The following is a 17,785-nucleotide window of genomic DNA, read 5'->3' as shown; positions in this document are numbered from 1 at the left end:
GCGGAAACCTGGAGTGGCTACGTGTCACCCATGGACGGGTTCGCCGGTGATCCGGTGGTCTGCGTGGTTGATGGTCTCCTGGATCAGCCGGATCAGGTGCCCGTCACGCAGCGAGTAGATGACGTGCCGGCCGTCCTTGCGCGTATCCACCAGTCCACCCAGGCGCAGTTTGGCGAGGTGCTGGCTGACGACGGTCCGGGGAACGCTGGCAGCGGCCGTCAGTTCCGTGACGCTTTTGGGGCCCTGGGCAAGCTGCCAGAGCAGGTGCAGCCGGGTGGGCTCGGCCAGCATCCGCAGCGTACCGGCGGCCGTTTCGAGCAGCTCGGGGCCGGGCGCCACCGCGTGGACGAGTGAGGGTTCCTCAGCGCCGACGCGGCGAGGACTGCTGTGTTGGCTGCTCAACGGGCTGCTCCTCCAGTGCCGGCGGGCCTGCCGCCGCGCTGCTGTGCGGGGGCCAGGACAGGAAGGCTCCTGCGCTACCCAGTATTGCAAGGATTGTCAGCGCCAGCGCCGCCCAGCCAAGTCCGGCTGCCGCGCCCAGCCACCCGGCCAGCGGGTACGCCACGATGTAGCAGGCGTGCGAGAGCGAGAACTGCGCGGTAAAGACGTAGGGACGGGTTTCCTCGGTGGAGGCCTCCCGCAGCAGGCGCGACGACGGCGTCTGGATGGTGGAGTTGCCGGCGCCGAGGACGAACCACAGTCCCAGCAGCCACCACCAGCCTGCCCCGGGTTGGGCGAGGACGACGACGGCGGCGGTGCCGGCGAGCGCTGCGGGAACCAGGGCGGCGCCGGCCAGCATCACCGCACGGTCACCGAAACGCTCCAGCACCCGCGGCGCGGACAGTGCCACCAGCATGGAGCCGATCCCGAAGCAGGCCAAGGCCAGCGCCAGGTCGGTATCCGGGCGGCCGAGCACGTCACGGACGTAGACCACCGTGTTGACCAGCACCATCGCGGTGGGCGCGGCCACCACCACGTTCAGGGCCAGCAGGGACCGTAGCCGGGGAGTCCGCCAGAAGACCCGCGCGCCAAGGGTGGTCCGGTGCCACAGCGACGATGCCGGCGCGTCCGCGGCCTCCATCCGCGGCAGGACGGTAAGGGCGACCATCAGGGCTGAGAACACGAACCCCAGTACGGTCCCCAGGAACAGGTTGTTATAGGTAACCAGGGTCAGCAGCAGCGCGGCTGCGGCGGGGCTGGCCAGGGCCTCCATGTCGTAGGCCAGGCGGGACAGGGAAAGGGCCCGGGTGTAGTCCCGTTCGTCCTTCAGCACCGAGGGGATCAGCGACTGGAACGCCGGCGTGAAGGTGGCCGAGGCCGACTGCAGCAGGAAAATGACCACGTAGATCTGCCACGCCTCGGTGATGAACGGCAGGCACAGGGCCATGGCGGCGCGCACCAGGTCCGCAACGATCAGCACAGGCTTCTTCGGCAGCCGTGCCACCACGGCGTTGATGACCGGCGCGACCCCCACGTAGGCAACCATCTTAATCAGCAGGGCCGTGCCCAGCACCGCGCCTGCATTGCTGCCGGCCAGGTCGAAGGCGAGCAGGCCCAGCGCGACCGTCAGCAGGCCGGTACCCAGCAGCGCCACCACCTGCGCGGCGAACAGCCGCCGGTAGGTTGCGTTCCGCAAGACCGTGAGCATGGCCTCTCCTGTGCATAGGTGCATTGATGTGCACTTGTAAGCCTAAGGAGTCGCGCCCCGCCAGGCAACACCGGACGCCAGCAGGAACGGCGGCGCCAGCCCTGCCCCAGAAAGTCAGCGGGTCACTTCCTCCAGCAGCTCCAGCACGTGCCGGTACTCGGCCCCGGTTGCCCTGGTCATCCCCAACTCACAGGTGCGGTTGCAGGACGCGTGGGCGGTCGCTCCCATGTCCGCGACCTCCTCCCCCTGCTTCCGGGTGGCTGACTCGGTGAGCTCGGGGTGGAGCATGCCGCGGTCCCCCGCGAAGGCGCAGCAGCCCCAGTTCACGGGCACGTCCACCTTCTCCGCCACCGCACCGGCCACCGCATCCAGGGAGGCGTTGATTCCCATGCGGGTGGACGAGCAGGTGGGGTGCAGGGCCAGCGAATCCAGCTTTTTGTGGTCCGGGAGCTTGGGCAGGATGTGTTCTGCCGCGAAGTCCACAGCGTCCACAATCCGCAGCGGACGCTGCCCCACCAGGGGAACATCGGATTCCACCGCCTGGCGAAGCCCCTCTGTGCAGGAGGATGCGTCGCTGATGATGGCGAGTTCGCCGTCGCGGGTGGCTTCCCGGAGTGCGGCCAGGGTCTTCTCCTGCATGGTCGCCTGGCCGGCCACCATGCCTTTGGAGGACCAGGGGGTGCCGCAGCACAGCCCGTCGATGCCCTCCGGTACCAGCAGGGTGATACCCGCCCGTTCGCACAGCTGCTCGAAGCTGTACTGGACGCCGGGACCGGGCGAACCTGACTGGTCGGCACCTGCAGGGCCGAACATCGTCCCCACGCATGCAGGGAAGTACACGGCGTCCGGTGCCCGGTCCGGCGTCGGACGCTTCCGTACGGAACCGCCGCCCGGCAGCTCCGCGGAATACAGCGGGACGGTGTCCGTTCCAAGCACCGCCCGGGCCGCCTTGTTGGGCGGGACCAGCGCGGCGGCCGGCAGCTTGTTCACCACGGTGAGCGCCAGCGACGCGCCGCGGGTCACCCCTTCCCAGTGCTTGGCCGCGGCATTCCAGGCGCCGTTCGCCACTGGACCGGCGTCGGAGCGCCTGATCCGCTTGACCAGCAGTCCCGTGTTGATCTGCACGGGACAGGCCGTCTGGCACATGCCGTCCACGGCGCAGGTCTGTACGGATTCGTAGTCGTAGTCTTTTTCCAGCTGCTGTACCAGGTCCGTGTCCCCGGCCAGCCGCGCGGCCTCAATGGCGCGCAGGGTGACGATGCGCTGCCGCGGCGTCAGGGTGAGGTCCTTGCTGGGGCACACGGGCTCGCAGTAGCCGCAGGAAACGCAGCGTTCCACTTCTTCGGCCACCGGCGGCGCCGTCTTGATGTGCCGGAGGTGCGCCTCGGGGTCGTCGTCCAAAATGACGCCCGGGTTCAGGATCCCGCGCGGATCGAACAGCTCCTTGATCCTGCGCATGACGCCGTACAGCTCATCACCGTACTGCCGCCGCACGTAGGGCGCCATCACGCGTCCGGTGCCGTGCTCGGCCTTGAGCGAGCCGCCTTCGCCCAGGACCAGGTCCACCATGTCCTCGGTGAACGAGCTGTACCTCTCCAGCTCCTCGGCGGTGCTGAACCCGTCCGTGAGCATGAAGTGGACGTTGCCGTCCTTCGCGTGGCCGAAGATGACGCTGTTGCCGTAGCTGTACTTGTCGAACAGGCCGATCAGGTCCTGGCAGGTCCGGCCCAGCACGGGCACCGGCACCACAATGTCCTCCAGCAGGGCGGTGGTCCCCTGCGGCCGGGCACCCGCCACTGAGGCGTACAGGCCCTTGCGCAGGTGCCAGAGTCCGGCCCGTGCCTTGGCGTCACCCGTGAAGTGGGTTTCGGCCGACAGGCTGAGCTGCGGAAGGATGCTTTCGCCGCCGTGCTGCAGTTCCGCGAGCTGGCCCGGCCCTTCCGCCGAGTATTCAACCAGCAGCGCGGCATGGTCCCGCACCACCAGGTCGCGGACGACGGCGGGAGTCCCCTTCAGTGCCTGTCCCACCTTCAGGGACAGCGCGTCCATGAGTTCCACCGTGGCCGCGCCGGTTTCCACCAGCGCCGGCAGGGCCGCGTTGGCCGCCTGCAGGTCCGGGAACACCAGCAGTCCGGTGGCGGCGTGCTGCAGCCGCGGGATGGTGCGGAAGACGGCCTCGGCCACGAAGCCAAGGGTTCCCTCGCTGCCGACGATCAGGTGGGCCATGATGTCCACCGGGCTGCTGAAGTCCAGCAGTGTATTAAGGCCGTAGCCCATGGTGTTCTTCATAGAAAACTGCTGGCGGATCCTGCGCACCGAGTCGCCGTTCCCGCGCACCCTGTCCGCGAGCTGCGCCAGCCCCTGGTACAGCTCCGGTTCCAGGGTGCGCAGCCTGGTGTCCGCGTCGGGCGCCCCGGTGTCGATGACAGTCCCGGACGGGAGCACAACTGTCAGGGACTCGAGGGTGCGGTAGGCGTTGTCCACGGTGCCGCAGTTCATGCCGGACGAGTTGTTGGCCACCACCCCGCCGATGGTGCACGCGGCCTCGCTGGCCGGATCCGGGCCGAACTTCCGGCCGTAGGGTGCCAGCCGGGCGTTGAGTGCCCGCACGGTGACGCCGGGCTGCACCCGGACGCGCGCACCGCCGTCGAGCACTTCGACGTCCCGAAAGTTCCGCCGCACGTCCACCAGCACGCCGTCGGTGACGGCCTGCCCGCTGAGGCTGGTTCCGCCGGAGCGGAACGTCAGCGGGACGCCCTGGGCCGCGCTCGCGCGGAGCAGCCCGCCCACTTCGGCGGCGCTTCCCGCGGTGACCACGGCCTGCGGGATCAGCAGGAAGTGGGAGGCGTCGTGCGCGTTTGCGTGAAGGTCGATGGCCCGAGTTTTGACCTGGGCGGGATCGTTGACGGCGGCGCGGAGGCCTGCGAGGTCCAGGGGTGCCATATCAGGGGACCATCCAGCCCAGGACGGGGGTGGACTGCAGGAAGATCAGCACCGTGATGAGTGCAAGCAGGCCCAGGCTCCAGCCGATGAGTTTCCGGAACAGGGTCCCCTCGGCGCCGTCAAGGCCCACCGCGGCCGAGGCAACGGCCAGGTTCTGGAGCGACAGCATCTTGCCCATCACGCCTGCGGAGGAGTTGGAAGCTGCCATCAGCACGGGAGACAGTCCGGTCTGCTCGGCTGCGGTGGCCTGCATCTGCCCGAACAGCGAGTTGGAGGACGTGTCCGAGCCGGTCAGTGCCACGCCGATCCAGCCGATCAGCGGCGAGAGCAGGGCGAAGAAGCCGCCGGCGGAGGCCAGGGCGAAGCCCAGGGTGGTGGTCTGGCCGGAGAGGTTCATGACGAAGGACAGGCCGAGTACCGCGGTGACTGTGACGATGGTCCAGCGCAGCTGCACCACGGTGTCCCGGTAGATGCGCAGGCCCTGGGATGCGGTGATCTTGTAGAGCAGCATAGTGAGCAGGCCGGAGAACAGCAGCAGGGTGCCGGTGGCCTTGAGGTGGTCAAGCTTGAACTTGGTGGCCGCCACCGGCTTGCCGGCCGAATCCGTGATCTCCAGGCCGGGCCAGGCGAACGTGACGCTGCCAACCTGGGTCAGCCAGGCCTTGACGAACGGGATCTGGGCCACGGAGAACACCGCGATGATGATCAGGTACGGAGCGATCGCCATCCAGATCTGGCGCGCTTCCGGCCGGGAGTTGTCCGTGGGGATGGCGGGGTCGGCAGGCAGGACGCTGCCGCCGCTGCCGCGTGCCGCCGTCGTACCTTCCTGTGGTGCAGAGCCGCCGGTTCCGCCGGCGCTGACGACGGCGGGGACTGCGGCAGCCTCAACGGCACCTCCCATGCCCACGGTTTCCCTGGGCTGCCAGACTTTGAGCATCAACAGGACCGCAGCCACGGTGACGACGGCGGCGACGACGTCGGTGAGTTCCACGGCGAAGTAGTTGGAGGTGACGAACTGGGCCACGCCGAAGGCGGCTCCTGCCACGAGGGCGACGGGCCAGGTCTGCCGGACGCCGCGGCGGCCGTCCACGATGAAGACCAGCAGCAGCGGGACGATCAGGGCGATGAACGGCGTCTGCCGTCCGGCCATGGCGGACAGTTCGTTCAGCGGCAGGCCGGTGACGCCGTTGAGGGCGATGATGGGTGCGGCCATGGCGCCGAAGGCCACGGGGGCGGTGTTCGCGAGCAGCGAGACGATCGCGGACTTGAGCGGTTTCATGCCGGCGGCCATCAGCATGGCCGCGGAGATTGCCACGGGGGCGCCGAAGCCGGCCAGGGATTCCAGCAGGGCGCCGAAGCAGAACGCGATCAGGATCGCCAGAATGCGGAGGTCGTTGGAGATGGAGCGGATGGTGCGCCCCAGGACTTCGAACCACGGCGTGGCCACGGTGAGGCGGTAGATCCACAGCGCGTTCACCAGGATCCACAGGATGGGGAACAGCCCGTAGAACATCCCGGCTGCGGTGGCGCTCAGGGCCTGGTTGACCGGCATCTGCCAGCCGACGATGGCCAGCACCAGCGACAGGGCCAGGCCGGCCAGGGCAGCTATGGGCGCTTTGACCTTGAAGACGCCAAGGAGGACGAAGAGCAGGACGAGGGGAAGAGCCGCGCAAAGGGCTGAAATCAAGAGGGACCCGGCGATGGGGTCGAGGATCTGCTGAAACATGTGTCTCCAGATTGTGTTAGGCGTCACAACACCGTGGCGCCCTTCGATTGTCTAACAAGTACACATGTTGGTCAAGTATTGATGTTGTTCTTTCTGGCAAGATGAAGTAACTCGGAAAGTATCGTGGGAGGAACGCAGGTGCCCGGACGCATCGCAGCAGTCTCGATCGTGGAGGCCATTGCCGCAGATTTGCGCAGCCGCGTCTTCTCCGGCGAGCTTCGGTCCGGCGAGGCCCTGACGGAGACGGACGTCGCCTCCTCCTATGAGGTGGCCCGCCCCACCGCCAAGGCCTCGATTGAAAAGCTGGTGGCCGAAGGGCTGCTGGACAGGGGAACGCACAAGACAGCGCGTGTGGTGGATCTGGGGCCGGAGTCTGTCCGGGACATCTACCTGGCCAGGGCCTACCTGGAAAGCGAAGTACTCCGCCGGCTTGCCTCCGGCCGGACGGTGCCTGCCGCCGCGGTGCAGGCGAACAAGGACATCGCCGCCGTGAAGAGCGGTGCACCGCTGGACGTTGTGGAACCCGACATGCGGTTCCACACGAGTTTGATCGATGCGCTTGAAAATACCCGGATCAGCAAAATGTACCGATCCCTCGTCGGGGAAGTCCGCCTGTGCATGTCCCGCGTACAGTCGCTGCACCTCCTGGACACCGCCCTGATCCAGGCCGAGCACCAGAAGCTCCTGGAACTGATTGAGGCAGGCCGGGGCGAGGAAGCCGCAGAACTGCTGGACATCCACCTTGGCCGGGCCCGGGAACGGCTGGTGGCCGCCATGGGCGGGGAAGCGGGACCGGAAGCCAACGCGCCGTCGGATCTTACCGGCGGGTGGAGGGCTCCCGGCCTGGGCAATTAACTCACACAAGCCTTTAACGCGGCGGTCCGCCCTCCTTCCGGAGGGCGGACCGTTCGTTGAGGAACCAGCCCCGTGCGGGGTGGCTCTCAGCAGGGGCGACTCTTAGCGGCGGGTGCGGCTGTCGTCGTCGAGCTCGATGTTTTCCTTGCGGACCTCTTCGGTGACCGTGTGCTCGTCGCTGACAACGTCCTTGTCGAGGCGCACGCGCTCCACCGGGACGGCCTCCTTCTGCACCACCGGGCGCTCCTCATGGAGGACCACTTCGTGCTCTTCCTCGCTGATATCCGGACCGTCCAGGGCCGCACCGCGGTTGGCGTCCGTGATGGGCTCGCGCTCCAGGCGGATCTCTTCACGCTGGACCGGAACGGTCTTGGTGACGTTCTCGGTGACCACGTACTTGCGGAGCCGGGCGCGGCCGGTGGCTTCACGCTCGGTGCCCACATGGAGCTTCTCTTCCGAGCGGGTCATCGCGTCGTCGGTGGTGGGACCTGAGGTGTCGTGCCCAACCGTGCCGCGGGCATCCGTTTCAACGGTGGCGTGCCGGTCGGTGTCAACCGTCTCCCGGCCGGTGCCGGCAAAACCGTTGCCGGTGTGGCCGTTGCTGCCGCCGACACCGTAGTAGGTGTAAAGGCGGTCCTCCTCCTCCGGCTCCAGGTGGCCATCCGGGGCGACGCGCGGAGCGTCCTTGACCTTGTCCTTGGTGTGCGCCACGACGATGTCGTCACCGTCCTGGGTTGCGGAGTCAAGCGGTGCGAAGGACTCGTGGGTGCCGAAAAGGCCGGTCTTGACCGTGACCCAGGTGGGCTCACCGGTCTGGTCATCAACGTAAATCTGGCCGACGGAGCCGATCTTGCTTCCATCGGAACCGACGACGTTCCCACCGGCGGTGGTCAGTGCAGAAAGGTTCTCAGTGCTGATCATGTGTATCTCCTTCTGTTGCTGATTGTCTTGCCTGAGGGAAAATTTCAGAAGCGGTTCCGCGGCGGCCTGGTCTGCTGGCCGGCGCGGAGTTGCTTGGCCTTGCGGGCCTTTTGCACCTTGTTGATGATGGTGGGCAGAAAGAATAGGAACAGTCTTTTCACAGCTGGCGTCCTCCCCCCGGCATATCGGTGTACGGATCATCGAGGTCCCTCAGCGGCACCCCGCCTGCTTCGGTGCCGGAGTAGGCGGGCCGCGCCGGTTCCCCGTAAATGGTTTCGCCATAGGCGACGGGCTCCGCAACGGGCTCCCGGTATACCGGCACCCCGTTGCGTGAGGGATTGGCTGCTGCGGCCGGCGGCTGCTCCGGACGCGGCGGGATTGCCGCTTCGCCCTGCGGCGCCGGGGCGCCTGCCTGAAGACCGCGCACGAGGCGTCCGGCAAGGAGGCCAGCGCCGGCCGAGATCAGCAGGAAGGTGCCTGGCTTGCGGCGGGCGAAGCCCTGCACGTCAGTCAAAAGCATTCCGGCGTCCTTGCCTTCAATCCACGACGCAACCGCGGAGGCACGGTTCGCAGCCTCCCGGACCAGGTCACTGGCTACGCCCTGCTGCTCCGGCGCATCCGCCATGGCCTGCAGCTGGCTGGAGATGGTCCGGACGCCGTCCACAGCTTTCTGCTGTTGGGCGCCCGCCTGGCTGCCCACTCCTTGCTTCGCCTGGTGCAGAAGTGTCTTCGCTTCCGACTTCGCCTCGGAGGCTACATGTCCGACCTCATACTTGGCGGCCTGGGCCACACTTTGGGCTCCACCGGCCGCCTGCCCGGCGACTTTCGACGCTTCTTCCTTGGCCGTATCCTTCTTTGAGGCTGAACCCGCAGGTCCTGCCGAAAAATCCGTCGGTGCTGCGTTGCCGTACTGGTCGAGGGGGCTTCGGGCAGAAGCCTGGGGCAACTGATTGTCCGTCATCATCACTCGCTTTCGTTGGAAGGCAGCTGGTCTCGAAGAACCCAGGATGTGAAGATAGTAAGTAAGGTTACTAATAAGATACTAAGCACACTTGCTATCTATCGCGCAAGGCGTGTTCCCGGCCCCATCCGTCCCGCCATACGCTACGAACCACTTGCTGGACCATCAAAAACGCTCGACAGAAAGCAAAGGACGACCAATGGCTGACCTCACCGCATTTGCCCTGACCTGCTCCCTCACGCCCTCCCCCGCGCCGTCCAGCAGCGAACTCATGGCCCGCCACGTACTCGACGAACTGGCCACCCATGGCGTGGCCGGGACGTCCGTCCGGGTAGTGGACCACAACGTGATGCCCGGCGTGCAGGTGGACATGGGCGACGGCGACGCCTGGCCCGGAATCCGGGAGAAGATTCTCGCGGCGAACATTTTTGTCCTGGCCACCCCAATCTGGATGGGACATCCCAGCAGCATCAGCCAGCGGGTCCTCGAACGGCTCGACGCGGACCTCGCCGAAACCGACGACGCCGGCAGGCCCATCATGTACGGAAAGGTGGCGATCATCGCCGTCGTTGGCAACGAGGACGGCGCCCACAAAACCGTGGCGGACATGCAGCAGGGGCTGAACGACGTCGGATTCACCCTCCCTGCCCAGGGCGCCACCTACTGGGTGGGGGAAGCAATGCAGACCGTCGACTACAAAGACCTGGACAGCGTGCCCGAAAAGGTGGCCGCCACTACTGCCGGTGCCGCGCGCAACGCTGCGCACCTTGCCCGCCTCCTCACCGCCTCGCCCTACCCTGCGGGCTAAGACAGCCGGGCAGTCCCCCGCCTGTTGGTGCGCCGCAACCACTGTTGCGGCCGTTTCGGAGCGTAAACTGGAAATCCGCTACCGAAGCGGTCCGCGCCAGCACCCACCCCCGTCCGGGCCGTTGGTGTGGGTAAACAGCAGAGACGAGGCCATCGTGAGTCAGGACCGCAGCACCCGGCAGGACACCCGCGTGGCCGAGCACCTCCAGGACCTCGTCCTGCAGAGTTCCGATGTTGACGAGCTCCTTCACGAGCTGGCCGTTTTCTCTGCAGCCAGCTTGTCCGCCCACGATGATCTCCTCTGCGGCGTCACGCTGATGCGGCGCAAGAAGCCAACAACGGTTGCCATCAGCGATCCCCGCGTCCCCGCCTTGGACGAGCTGCAGTATGGCTACGGTGAAGGACCCTGCCTGACGACTGTCCGTGAGCAGATCACGGTCCACGTCCCGGACCTGGCGATGGAGGACCGGTGGCCCGACTACACCGCCTCGGCATCGGCGGAAGGAATCTGTTCGATCCTGTCCGTTCCCCTTCCGCTCGAAGGCGAGGCAAAGGCGGGGCTTAACCTTTATGCCACCCGCAGCCACGCCTTCAGCGGGGAGAACATCGAGAAGGCCGAAGCCTACGCCGCGGAAGCCTCAAAAGCCCTGCGCCTGGCCGTCCGGATCGCCCAGTTGGCCGAAGACCGTGCGAACCTGACCGCGGCGATGGAATCACGCACAGTGATCGACGTCGCAGTCGGGGCGATCATGGCCCAGAACCGCTGCAGCCAGGAATCCGCGATGAAGATCCTCCGGATCGCTTCCAGCACCCGCAACATCAAGCTCCGCGAGGTGGCGGCGGCGGTGGTCTCGTCGGTCTCCGCGGACCCGAAAGTCCTGACGCACTTCGACAGCTGAACAACCTTTCCTGTGCGTTGGCCCGCGCTTCGCCCGGGAATGTCCATCCTCCCGGGCTAGGCTGCGGGCATGGGACTCATCATCACACTGCTTGTTATCTGGCTTGTTCTTTCGATCCTGGGCTTCATCATTGAGGGCCTGTTGTGGCTGGCTGTCATCGGCCTGGTACTCTTCGTGGCCACGTCTGTCTGGGGCTGGCTGAAGCGGAACGCCCGGACCTGACCTGCGCTTTCGTTGGGCGGATCAGAGCCCCAGGAAGGACCGGATTTCTTCCGCCATCCGCCTGGACTGCGTCCAATGGAGATAGTGGTTGGCCTCAAGCAGGACAACCTGGTGGCGCTTCACATTCTTGAGCAGGTTCTGGGCTGATGCTGTTTTGGTGGCTGTCGAGTCCGACTTTTCATCGGCAACGAACGCCAGGACCGGCAGCTCGTCCGGGTAGGTGACTCCCCGCAGCGCCTCTGCATTGTTGGCTATCCGGGCTGTCTCATCGGCCACGGCCGGGCTGCCGAAGTTCCAGCTGTACATCAGGCGCATGCGGTGCAGCTCGTCCTCGGTGTAGGCGTCGCCATCCGGGTTGACCAAGCCCGGCGCAAGGAACGTCACGGCCCGCACCACCCCGGTGGCGGCGAGGGCGCGCTCCCAGCTAAAACCAGGTTCGGGCTCCGGAACTGGTTCATCCCCGGGCTTCGGAATGGTGGCATCGATGCCCACCACCGCGGACACTTCCGTGCGGTACCGGTTGGCATAGTCAAGCATGTAGAAGCCCGCGATGGAGTGCCCAGCCAGGACGTACGGCTGCCTGATCCCGAGCCTGGCCAGGACTTCGTGAAGTTCGGTACTGATATTTTCGTTGGTCCGCGGAGGCCCGGCCATGTCGCTGTAGCCGTACCCAAAGCCTTCAACAACCACCACCTCAAAACCGCCCAGCTCACGAATGAGCGGCATGAAGTCAAGAGCAGGGGCCGAGGTTCCCAGGCCACTGAGGAGCACAATCGGCTGGCCGGCGCGCCCGGTCCGGTACACGTTCAGCGAGCCGCCCGCCACCGCTATACGTTCCCCGTAGGCCGGAATAGTCGACTTCTCCGCCCGCTCCATCACCTGGTTGACCGCCGTCGACACCAGAATCAGCCCCAGCACAATCAACGCGGCAATCCCAATCCGCCGCAGACGGCGCCGGGACTTCTTACGGGGCCTGACCTCCGGGGCGTCCCGCGCCCCGGAGGCCCTGCTGCTGCGGAGGCTCACGGCGTCCGGGTCAGGCAGGCTTCGCGAAGGTTGCGGCACTCATGACTTCATAACCCACGAACGCCTCCCCGCCCTCCACCCACGCATCGTGGCCGGCTGGGATGGTGTAGGCATGGCCCGGGCTTATCGTCGCCTGCGTTTTGTCCTCCATGACCACCGTGAGTGTTCCGGCAGTGCAGATCCCCACATGGTTCACCTGGCAGGTGTCTGTGTTGACCACTGTTTTTACGGTCTCGGACCACCGCCAGCCCGGCTCAAAAGTGAACCTGGCCAGCGTTGCGTCACCCAGGGTGACCACATCCACCTGGGTCTTGGGCGGCCGGCGTTTTTCATCGGGTTCGTCAAAGGATTTTGCTTCAAGGGTTCTTACAGACACAGCGGTCATTTCCTTCTCCTGTCAAGGAGCGCATGGAACTATCGTCCGGAGCTTAGCCAGCTCCGGGGTGCGGTTGGCGGCGTGCGTCGGGAAAGGACACGCCAGTCAACACCGGCTCCCAGCGGTATCAGCGTGCGCGTGCCAACGCGCCCTGTCAAGACGTGGTGCGGGCCGCCGTCGTACCGTTCCTGCCCGGCGGCTTCGCGCCATGTTGGCGGCGCGCGCGGGTTCGCCGACGTGTCCCGGCCGGGTGGGGCAACCACCCCTGGGTAACTGGGCGGGAACGCACACCTGCCACCCGCATTCCAAGAGGCATGTGAGCTGCATTGCATCTGGCATACGGCGGGATCCGGCGGTGGTACGGTGGCGCCTATGCACCTGAAGGCCTACCAGCGGAGCCCTGAGCCGCGCCGCCGGAGGAGAAAGCCGCAGACTGTTTTGGCCGGCTACAGCCGCTCCCTCGCCGAATTGCAGGGGAGGCAGGCTTCCACCCTTAGAAAGGCAGCCGGCAGGCTGGTGCCCCGGCATCCGGCACAGCTGATCGCTCTGGGGTTCGTCCTGGCCATCGCGGTTGGCACGGCGCTCCTGATGCTGCCGGCCTCGGCAACTGGTTCGCGTGGTGCCTCCCTATTGGAGGCCCTGTTCACCGCAACGTCAGCAGTGTGCGTCACCGGACTGATCACGGTGGACACCCCCGTGTTCTGGACCGGGTTCGGGCACGCGGTCATCCTCGCGCTCATCCAGGTGGGCGGCTTTGGAGTGATGTCCTTCGGCGCGCTGCTGGGCGTGCTGACAGCCCGGCGGCTGGGGCTGCGCTCTCGGATGCTGGCGGCCACAGAGACCAAAAGCACCGGCTTCGGCGATGTGCGCCGCGTTTTGGTCGGCGTCCTCCTGATCACTGTCATCGTGGAGACCATCCTGACTGTGGTACTCATGCTCCGCTTCCTGCTGGGCTACGGCTATACCCCGGGCAAGGCACTCTGGCACGGGCTGTTCCATTCCGTGTCCGCTTTCAACAACGCCGGCTTTGCGCTGTATTCGGACAACCTGATGGGGTTCGTCAGCGATCCCTGGATCTGCCTGCCCATCGCGGGCGCCGTGATCATCGGGAGCCTGGGCTTTCCTGTCCTGTTCGAACTGCGCCGCCAGTACCGCCGGCCTGTCCACTGGAGCATGCACACCAAAATCGTCCTCGCGGGAAGTGCGGTACTGCTGGCCGGGGGAACCGCCTTCCTCACCGCCGCCGAATGGACCAATCCCGCCACCCTTGGCAGCCTTCCTCCCGGGGACCGCATCATGGGCGGGTTCTTCCAGTCCGTGATCACCCGTACCGCAGGGTTCAACAGCATCGACATTGCACAGATGCACCCGGTCTCCTGGATGGGCATGGACATCCTGATGTTCATCGGGGGCGGGCCGGCCGGAACTGCCGGCGGCCTGAAAATCACCACGTTTGCCGTGCTGTTCTTCATCCTGGCCGCTGAACTGCGGGGAGACACGGCAGTTAACATCTTTGGCAAACGACTTTCCCGGGCCGTGCACCGCCAGGCCATCACCGTGGTGCTCCTGGCCATCGCCCTGGTCACAGGTTCCACCATGTTCCTGATGCTGATCACTGACTTCGGGCAGGAAAGGATCCTCTTCGAGGTGGTGTCCGCCTTCGCCACAGTGGGGCTGTCCACCGGGATCACCGCCGGGATGCCGCCCGCCGGGCAGGTGGTCCTGATCCTGCTTATGTTCATCGGCCGGCTGGGCCCGGTGACCCTGGGAACGGCGCTGGCCCTCAGGACGCGCCCCATACTGTACGAATACCCGAAGGAAAGGCCCCTCATTGGCTAAGGACATGTTTTCCCGCAGGGGTGAGCGCGCGCCGCACCGCGACTCCGTTGCCGTTATTGGCCTGGGACGTTTCGGCGGTTCCCTTGCCCTCGAGCTGGAAGCGCAGGGGACGGAGGTCCTGGGCATCGACAGCAGCGAGGACATCGTGCAGTCCTACAATGGCCGGCTGGCCCACGTGGTCCGCGCCGACTCCACCAAGGAAGAAGTGCTCAGGCAGCTTTCCGTGCACGAGTTTGACCGGGCGGTGGTCGGCATCGGTTCCGACCTTGAGGCGAGCATCCTCACCACCTCCCGCCTGCTCACCTTCAAGCACCCCGAAATCTGGGCCAAGGCCATCAGCGAACCCCATGCGGAAATCCTGGAACAGCTCGGAGTGCAGCACGTCATCCGGCCGGAGCACGACATGGGCCGGCGGGTAGCGCACCTGGTCCGCGGATCAATCCTGGACTACGTGGAGTTCGAGGACGACTTCGTGATGGTCCGGACGCAGCCGCCCGCGGAGGCCCGGGACCGGCCCCTGGGCGTGCTGGGGCTTCGGGACAAGTACGGGATTACCGTCGTCGCAGTGAAACGGCCGGGCGGCTCCTGGCAGCACACCACTGCGCAGACGGTCCTCTACGACGACGACCAGATCATCGTCCAGGGCACAAAAGACCTGGCCGAGCGGTTCAGCACCCGCCCCTAGCCTGTGCCCCGCCGCTGGAACTAGCTTCCGGCGCCGAGCTTCCCGCCGAGGCGTTCGCGCATGGTGAGGCTGGCATCGTTGAGGCCGATGATCTTCACGTCCTTGCCATGGGCGCGGTACTTCTCGGTGATGGCGTCCAGGGCGGCGATGGTTGAGGCGTCCCAGAGGTGGCTGGCGTACATGTCGATCACCACGTGCTCCGGGTCCAGCGCGTATTCGAACTGGGTGTAGAGGTCGTTGGAGGAGGCGAAGAACAGCTCGCCGTTCACCGTATAAGTTGCGGTTTCGTGGCCTTCCACATTGTTCACAGTCCGCTCCACCGTGACAAAGTGCGCCACTCGGCGGGCGAACATCACCATAGCCACGAGCACCCCGACGCCGACGCCGATGGCCAGGTTATGGGTGGCGACGGTGACGATGACCGTGGCCACCATGACCAGGGTCTCGCTTTTGGGCATCATCTTCAGGGTGCGGGGGTGGATGCTGTGCCAGTCGAACGTGGCCCAGGAAACGAAGATCATCACAGCGACAAGGGCGGCCATCGGGATGACGGAAACGACGCCGCCCAGAACCACCACGAGGATGAGCAGGAAAACGCCGGCCAGGAAGGTGGAGATCCGGGTGCGGGCGCCGGAGGCCTTGACGTTGATCATGGTCTGGCCGATCATGGCGCAGCCGCCCATGCCGCCGGTGAACCCGGTGACGATGTTGGCCACGCCCTGGCCCCAGGCTTCGCGGGTCTTGTGGGAGCGGGTATCCGTGATGTCGTCCACGAGCTTGGCGGTCATCAGGGACTCCAGCAGTCCCACGAAGGCCATGGCCAGCGCGAACGGGAAGATGATCTGCAGCGTTTCGAGTGTGAACGGCACGTTGGGGATGAACAGGGACGGCAGCGAGTCAGGCAGCTCACCCTTGTCCCCCACCGTAGGGACCGCGATGGATGCCAGCACCGTGATGAGCGTGAGGGCCACAATTGCCACCAACGGGGCGGGAACCGCAGTGGTCAGCTTAGGCAGGCCGAACACGATCACGAGGGCCAGCGCCGCCAGCGGGTAGACGAGCCAGGGGACGCCGATCAGCTCCGGAACCTGTGACATGAAAATCAGGATGGCCAGGGCGTTGACGAAGCCCACCATCACCGAGCGCGGGATGAAGCGCATCAGCCTGGCCACCCCGGAGAGCCCCAGGACGATCTGGAAGATCCCGGCGAGGACGACGGCGGCGATCAGGTAATCCACGCCGTGGGACTTCACCAGCGGGGCAATGACCAGGGCAACTGCACCGGTGGCGGCCGAGATCATGGCTGGCCTGCCACCGACGAAGGCGATGGTGACCGCCATGGTGAACGAGGCGAAGAGCCCCAGGCGGGGATCGACGCCGGCTATGATCGAGAAGGCGATTGCCTCGGGAATCAGGGCCAGCGCGACCACCAGCCCGCCGAGCACTTCGGTCTTCAGCCGCCGCGGGGACTTCAGGGTTTGCCGGACAGACTGCAGCTGCTCAGGAGTATATGCGGGAGCATCCCCGGCGGTTTTGACGGCCATTGCTGGCTCCGTTCATGGTCAGGAAGACGCATCTGGGCGCCCTCGCTCTTTCGAAGAATGAAGGGGCGCAGCCTCGCGCCGGGATGCCGGGAGTCCGCTCAGGCGTCTCACCGACCGCACACAACTCTACCCTAACGTGATGGTAGGGTTGAACGCGGACATTACGGAGGCCCACGCATGACACCACGAACCGGCACATCCACCATGCACATTGGTGAGCTGGCGGAACGGACAGGTTTGTCCCTGCGGACCATCAGGCATTACGACGACGTGGGGCTGCTTCCAGCCACGGCCCGTACCGACGGCGGCTTCCGGGTCTATTCAGAGGACGATTTTGAGCGCCTGATGGTGATCAAGCAAATGAAGCCGCTGGGGTTCTCGCTCGAGGAGATGGCTGAGATCCTCGAGATTCTTTCCACTTCACCGGCGGGGCAGGACGACAACCAGGCCAAGCTGGCTGGGTTCCTGGAGAAAGCCGTCGCCGAACGCGCCAAAATGGCCCGCAACCTGGCCCAGGCGGACGAACTCATCGAACGACTGGGCCGTCAGCGCTGACAATTAAGCTGTTCACTTCCGGGCGGCTGGTGCCGGGCTGCCCTCGGCGCCCCCAATACCAGCGCCAAGGACACCCGGCCGCTGGAGGCAGCCCCTCTCAGGCCATCCGGTGATCGAACGAAAAACCGCACGCGCACCGGTACGTCAGCACACCGCCGTCGTACGTTTCTTCTTTTCCGCCCGGCAGGAGCGCAATCGCTCCGTTGACCAGTTGCATGGGCTCGCCGCAATGCATGTGCGTGGCCAGCATCCGCCGGAGCTCCGGATCTTCCCCACGTCCTGCAGTGGTGGCTCCCCGCAGCCGGGAAATTTGTTGACTCGTCATGGCTGGTTCTCCTTGCTCAGCCCAGCGAGGAGATGAGGTCGGCGCAAGCCTGCTCGCAACGGCGGCATGCTTCCGCGCACACCTCGCAGTGGCGGTGCATGGAGGCATGCTCCCCGCATTCATCCGCGCAGGACTTACACGCGGTGCGGCATGCTTCCAGCACCGCGCGGGTGATATTAGCGTCGTAGCCCGTGTGGCGGGAGAGTATTTTCCCCGTGGCCACGCAGATGTCAACGCAGTCAAGGTTGGTGCGGATGCACTTGGTAAGCTCCGCCACCATGTCTTCGCTCAGGCAGGCGTCAGCGCAAGCGGTGCAGGTCTGGGCGCACTCAAAGCACGCCTGGATGCATTCCGCGAGCTTGGCCTTGTCGAGGCTTCCCAGGTCCTTGGGGTAGGCGTCAAGCATGGACTGTACGTAGGTCATTGGTTTCTCTTTCCAGGTCTATTCAGCAG

The 17,785-nt window shown here is 65.9% G+C and carries 18 protein-coding genes; 7 read left to right on the top strand and 11 right to left on the bottom strand.

Annotation, left to right across the window (positions count from 1 at the left end; all coding sequences use genetic code 11):
- Window positions 1–24: 24 nt before the first annotated feature.
- The 4 genes from CXX84_RS17245 to CXX84_RS17230 form a co-directional block, all read right to left on the bottom strand.
- Window positions 25–402: an ArsR/SmtB family transcription factor gene (locus CXX84_RS17245; protein ID WP_223253140.1), complete on the bottom strand. Its 378-nt coding sequence runs from the start codon at window positions 400–402 to the stop codon at window positions 25–27.
- Window positions 362–1,648, bottom strand: a complete 1,287-nt coding sequence (locus CXX84_RS17240; protein WP_102977945.1) for an MFS transporter — start codon at window positions 1,646–1,648, stop codon at window positions 362–364. The genes CXX84_RS17245 and CXX84_RS17240 overlap by 41 nt, the downstream gene beginning before the upstream one ends.
- Window positions 1,649–1,762: 114 nt before the next feature.
- A complete protein-coding gene (locus CXX84_RS17235) occupies window positions 1,763–4,591 on the bottom strand; it encodes an FAD-binding and (Fe-S)-binding domain-containing protein (RefSeq protein ID WP_102977944.1) in 2,829 nt (942 codons plus the stop codon).
- Window position 4,592: 1 nt separating this feature from the next.
- A complete protein-coding gene (locus CXX84_RS17230) occupies window positions 4,593–6,317 on the bottom strand; it encodes an L-lactate permease (RefSeq protein ID WP_102977943.1) in 1,725 nt (574 codons plus the stop codon).
- A 138-nt stretch (window positions 6,318–6,455) separates the two neighbouring features.
- On the opposite strand from CXX84_RS17230, the gene CXX84_RS17225 reads away from it, so the two are divergent.
- Window positions 6,456–7,172, top strand: a complete 717-nt coding sequence (locus CXX84_RS17225) for a GntR family transcriptional regulator (RefSeq protein ID WP_102977942.1) — start codon at window positions 6,456–6,458, stop codon at window positions 7,170–7,172.
- Between the two features lie 102 nt (window positions 7,173–7,274).
- On the opposite strand, the gene CXX84_RS17220 is transcribed toward CXX84_RS17225, so the two are convergent.
- Together CXX84_RS17220 and CXX84_RS19180 are read right to left on the bottom strand one after the other, a co-directional pair.
- A complete protein-coding gene (locus tag CXX84_RS17220) occupies window positions 7,275–8,093 on the bottom strand; it encodes a DUF2382 domain-containing protein (protein WP_102977941.1) in 819 nt (272 codons plus the stop codon).
- Between the two features lie 157 nt (window positions 8,094–8,250).
- The gene (locus CXX84_RS19180) at window positions 8,251–9,057 is read right to left on the bottom strand and encodes a hypothetical protein (RefSeq protein ID WP_317614959.1); all 807 of its coding nucleotides are present in this window, start codon (window positions 9,055–9,057) and stop codon (window positions 8,251–8,253) included.
- 196 nt (window positions 9,058–9,253) lie between these two features.
- Between CXX84_RS19180 and CXX84_RS17210 the strand changes: the two genes are divergently transcribed.
- The 3 genes from CXX84_RS17210 to CXX84_RS19175 all read left to right on the top strand — a co-directional run bounded on the left by CXX84_RS17210 (window position 9,254) and on the right by CXX84_RS19175 (window position 10,982).
- Window positions 9,254–9,862: a flavodoxin family protein gene (locus CXX84_RS17210; RefSeq protein WP_102977940.1), complete on the top strand. Its 609-nt coding sequence runs from the start codon at window positions 9,254–9,256 to the stop codon at window positions 9,860–9,862.
- A gap of 154 nt (window positions 9,863–10,016) precedes the next feature.
- Entirely contained in the window at window positions 10,017–10,760 is a 744-nt protein-coding gene (locus CXX84_RS17205; protein ID WP_102977939.1) for a GAF and ANTAR domain-containing protein, read from the top strand.
- A gap of 69 nt (window positions 10,761–10,829) precedes the next feature.
- Complete coding sequence (locus CXX84_RS19175) at window positions 10,830–10,982, top strand: hypothetical protein (protein ID WP_189337638.1); 153 nt, start codon at window positions 10,830–10,832, stop codon at window positions 10,980–10,982.
- A 21-nt stretch (window positions 10,983–11,003) separates the two neighbouring features.
- On the opposite strand, the gene CXX84_RS17200 is transcribed toward CXX84_RS19175, so the two are convergent.
- Window positions 11,004–12,008 carry an alpha/beta fold hydrolase gene (locus CXX84_RS17200; RefSeq protein ID WP_102977938.1) on the bottom strand — a complete coding sequence of 335 codons (1,005 nt, stop codon included), beginning with the start codon at window positions 12,006–12,008 and terminating at the stop codon, window positions 11,004–11,006.
- Window positions 12,009–12,018: 10 nt separating this feature from the next.
- On the bottom strand, window positions 12,019–12,393 hold the full coding sequence (locus CXX84_RS17195) for a cupin domain-containing protein (protein WP_102977937.1): 375 nt from the start codon (window positions 12,391–12,393) through the stop codon (window positions 12,019–12,021).
- A gap of 429 nt (window positions 12,394–12,822) precedes the next feature.
- On the opposite strand from CXX84_RS17195, the gene CXX84_RS17190 reads away from it, so the two are divergent.
- Both CXX84_RS17190 and CXX84_RS17185 read left to right on the top strand, forming a co-directional pair.
- Entirely contained in the window at window positions 12,823–14,223 is a 1,401-nt protein-coding gene (locus CXX84_RS17190) for a TrkH family potassium uptake protein (RefSeq protein WP_411266225.1), read from the top strand.
- Between the two features lie 4 nt (window positions 14,224–14,227).
- The gene (locus CXX84_RS17185) at window positions 14,228–14,908 is read left to right on the top strand and encodes a potassium channel family protein (protein WP_102977936.1); all 681 of its coding nucleotides are present in this window, start codon (window positions 14,228–14,230) and stop codon (window positions 14,906–14,908) included.
- Between the two features lie 20 nt (window positions 14,909–14,928).
- On the opposite strand, the gene CXX84_RS17180 is transcribed toward CXX84_RS17185, so the two are convergent.
- Window positions 14,929–16,452: a SulP family inorganic anion transporter gene (locus tag CXX84_RS17180; protein ID WP_102977935.1), complete on the bottom strand. Its 1,524-nt coding sequence runs from the start codon at window positions 16,450–16,452 to the stop codon at window positions 14,929–14,931.
- A gap of 177 nt (window positions 16,453–16,629) precedes the next feature.
- Between CXX84_RS17180 and CXX84_RS17175 the strand changes: the two genes are divergently transcribed.
- The gene (locus CXX84_RS17175; RefSeq protein ID WP_102977934.1) at window positions 16,630–17,007 is read left to right on the top strand and encodes a MerR family transcriptional regulator; all 378 of its coding nucleotides are present in this window, start codon (window positions 16,630–16,632) and stop codon (window positions 17,005–17,007) included.
- Window positions 17,008–17,104: 97 nt separating this feature from the next.
- On the opposite strand, the gene CXX84_RS19025 is transcribed toward CXX84_RS17175, so the two are convergent.
- Entirely contained in the window at window positions 17,105–17,332 is a 228-nt protein-coding gene (locus CXX84_RS19025) for a hypothetical protein (RefSeq protein ID WP_146031890.1), read from the bottom strand.
- Window positions 17,333–17,348: 16 nt separating this feature from the next.
- Complete coding sequence (locus CXX84_RS17170) at window positions 17,349–17,756, bottom strand: four-helix bundle copper-binding protein (RefSeq protein WP_102977933.1); 408 nt, start codon at window positions 17,754–17,756, stop codon at window positions 17,349–17,351.
- Window positions 17,757–17,785 lie beyond the last annotated feature (29 nt).

Origin of the sequence: Arthrobacter sp. AFG7.2, from assembly GCF_002892835.1 — a bacterium.
GTDB lineage: Bacteria > Actinomycetota > Actinomycetes > Actinomycetales > Micrococcaceae > Arthrobacter.
Note: the sequence above shows the minus strand (reverse complement) of the source record. Positions and strands in the feature narration are given on the sequence as shown.

Excerpts from the sequence above, each read along its gene's own strand:
- CXX84_RS19175 (WP_189337638.1), top strand. The coding sequence starts at position 10,830 with ATGGGACTCATCATCACACTGCTTGTTATCTGGCTTGTTCTTTCGATC.
- CXX84_RS17235 (WP_102977944.1), bottom strand. The coding sequence starts at position 4,591 with ATGGCACCCCTGGACCTCGCAGGCCTCCGCGCCGCCGTCAACGATCCC.
- CXX84_RS17195 (WP_102977937.1), bottom strand. The coding sequence starts at position 12,393 with ATGACCGCTGTGTCTGTAAGAACCCTTGAAGCAAAATCCTTTGACGAA.
- CXX84_RS17220 (WP_102977941.1), bottom strand. The coding sequence starts at position 8,093 with ATGATCAGCACTGAGAACCTTTCTGCACTGACCACCGCCGGTGGGAAC.
- CXX84_RS17240 (WP_102977945.1), bottom strand. The coding sequence starts at position 1,648 with ATGCTCACGGTCTTGCGGAACGCAACCTACCGGCGGCTGTTCGCCGCG.
- CXX84_RS17230 (WP_102977943.1), bottom strand. The coding sequence starts at position 6,317 with ATGTTTCAGCAGATCCTCGACCCCATCGCCGGGTCCCTCTTGATTTCA.
- CXX84_RS19180 (WP_317614959.1), bottom strand. The coding sequence starts at position 9,057 with ATGATGACGGACAATCAGTTGCCCCAGGCTTCTGCCCGAAGCCCCCTC.
- CXX84_RS17170 (WP_102977933.1), bottom strand. The coding sequence starts at position 17,756 with ATGACCTACGTACAGTCCATGCTTGACGCCTACCCCAAGGACCTGGGA.
- CXX84_RS19025 (WP_146031890.1), bottom strand. The coding sequence starts at position 17,332 with ATGACGAGTCAACAAATTTCCCGGCTGCGGGGAGCCACCACTGCAGGA.
- CXX84_RS17175 (WP_102977934.1), top strand. The coding sequence starts at position 16,630 with ATGACACCACGAACCGGCACATCCACCATGCACATTGGTGAGCTGGCG.
- CXX84_RS17185 (WP_102977936.1), top strand. The coding sequence starts at position 14,228 with ATGTTTTCCCGCAGGGGTGAGCGCGCGCCGCACCGCGACTCCGTTGCC.
- CXX84_RS17180 (WP_102977935.1), bottom strand. The coding sequence starts at position 16,452 with ATGGCCGTCAAAACCGCCGGGGATGCTCCCGCATATACTCCTGAGCAG.
- CXX84_RS17210 (WP_102977940.1), top strand. The coding sequence starts at position 9,254 with ATGGCTGACCTCACCGCATTTGCCCTGACCTGCTCCCTCACGCCCTCC.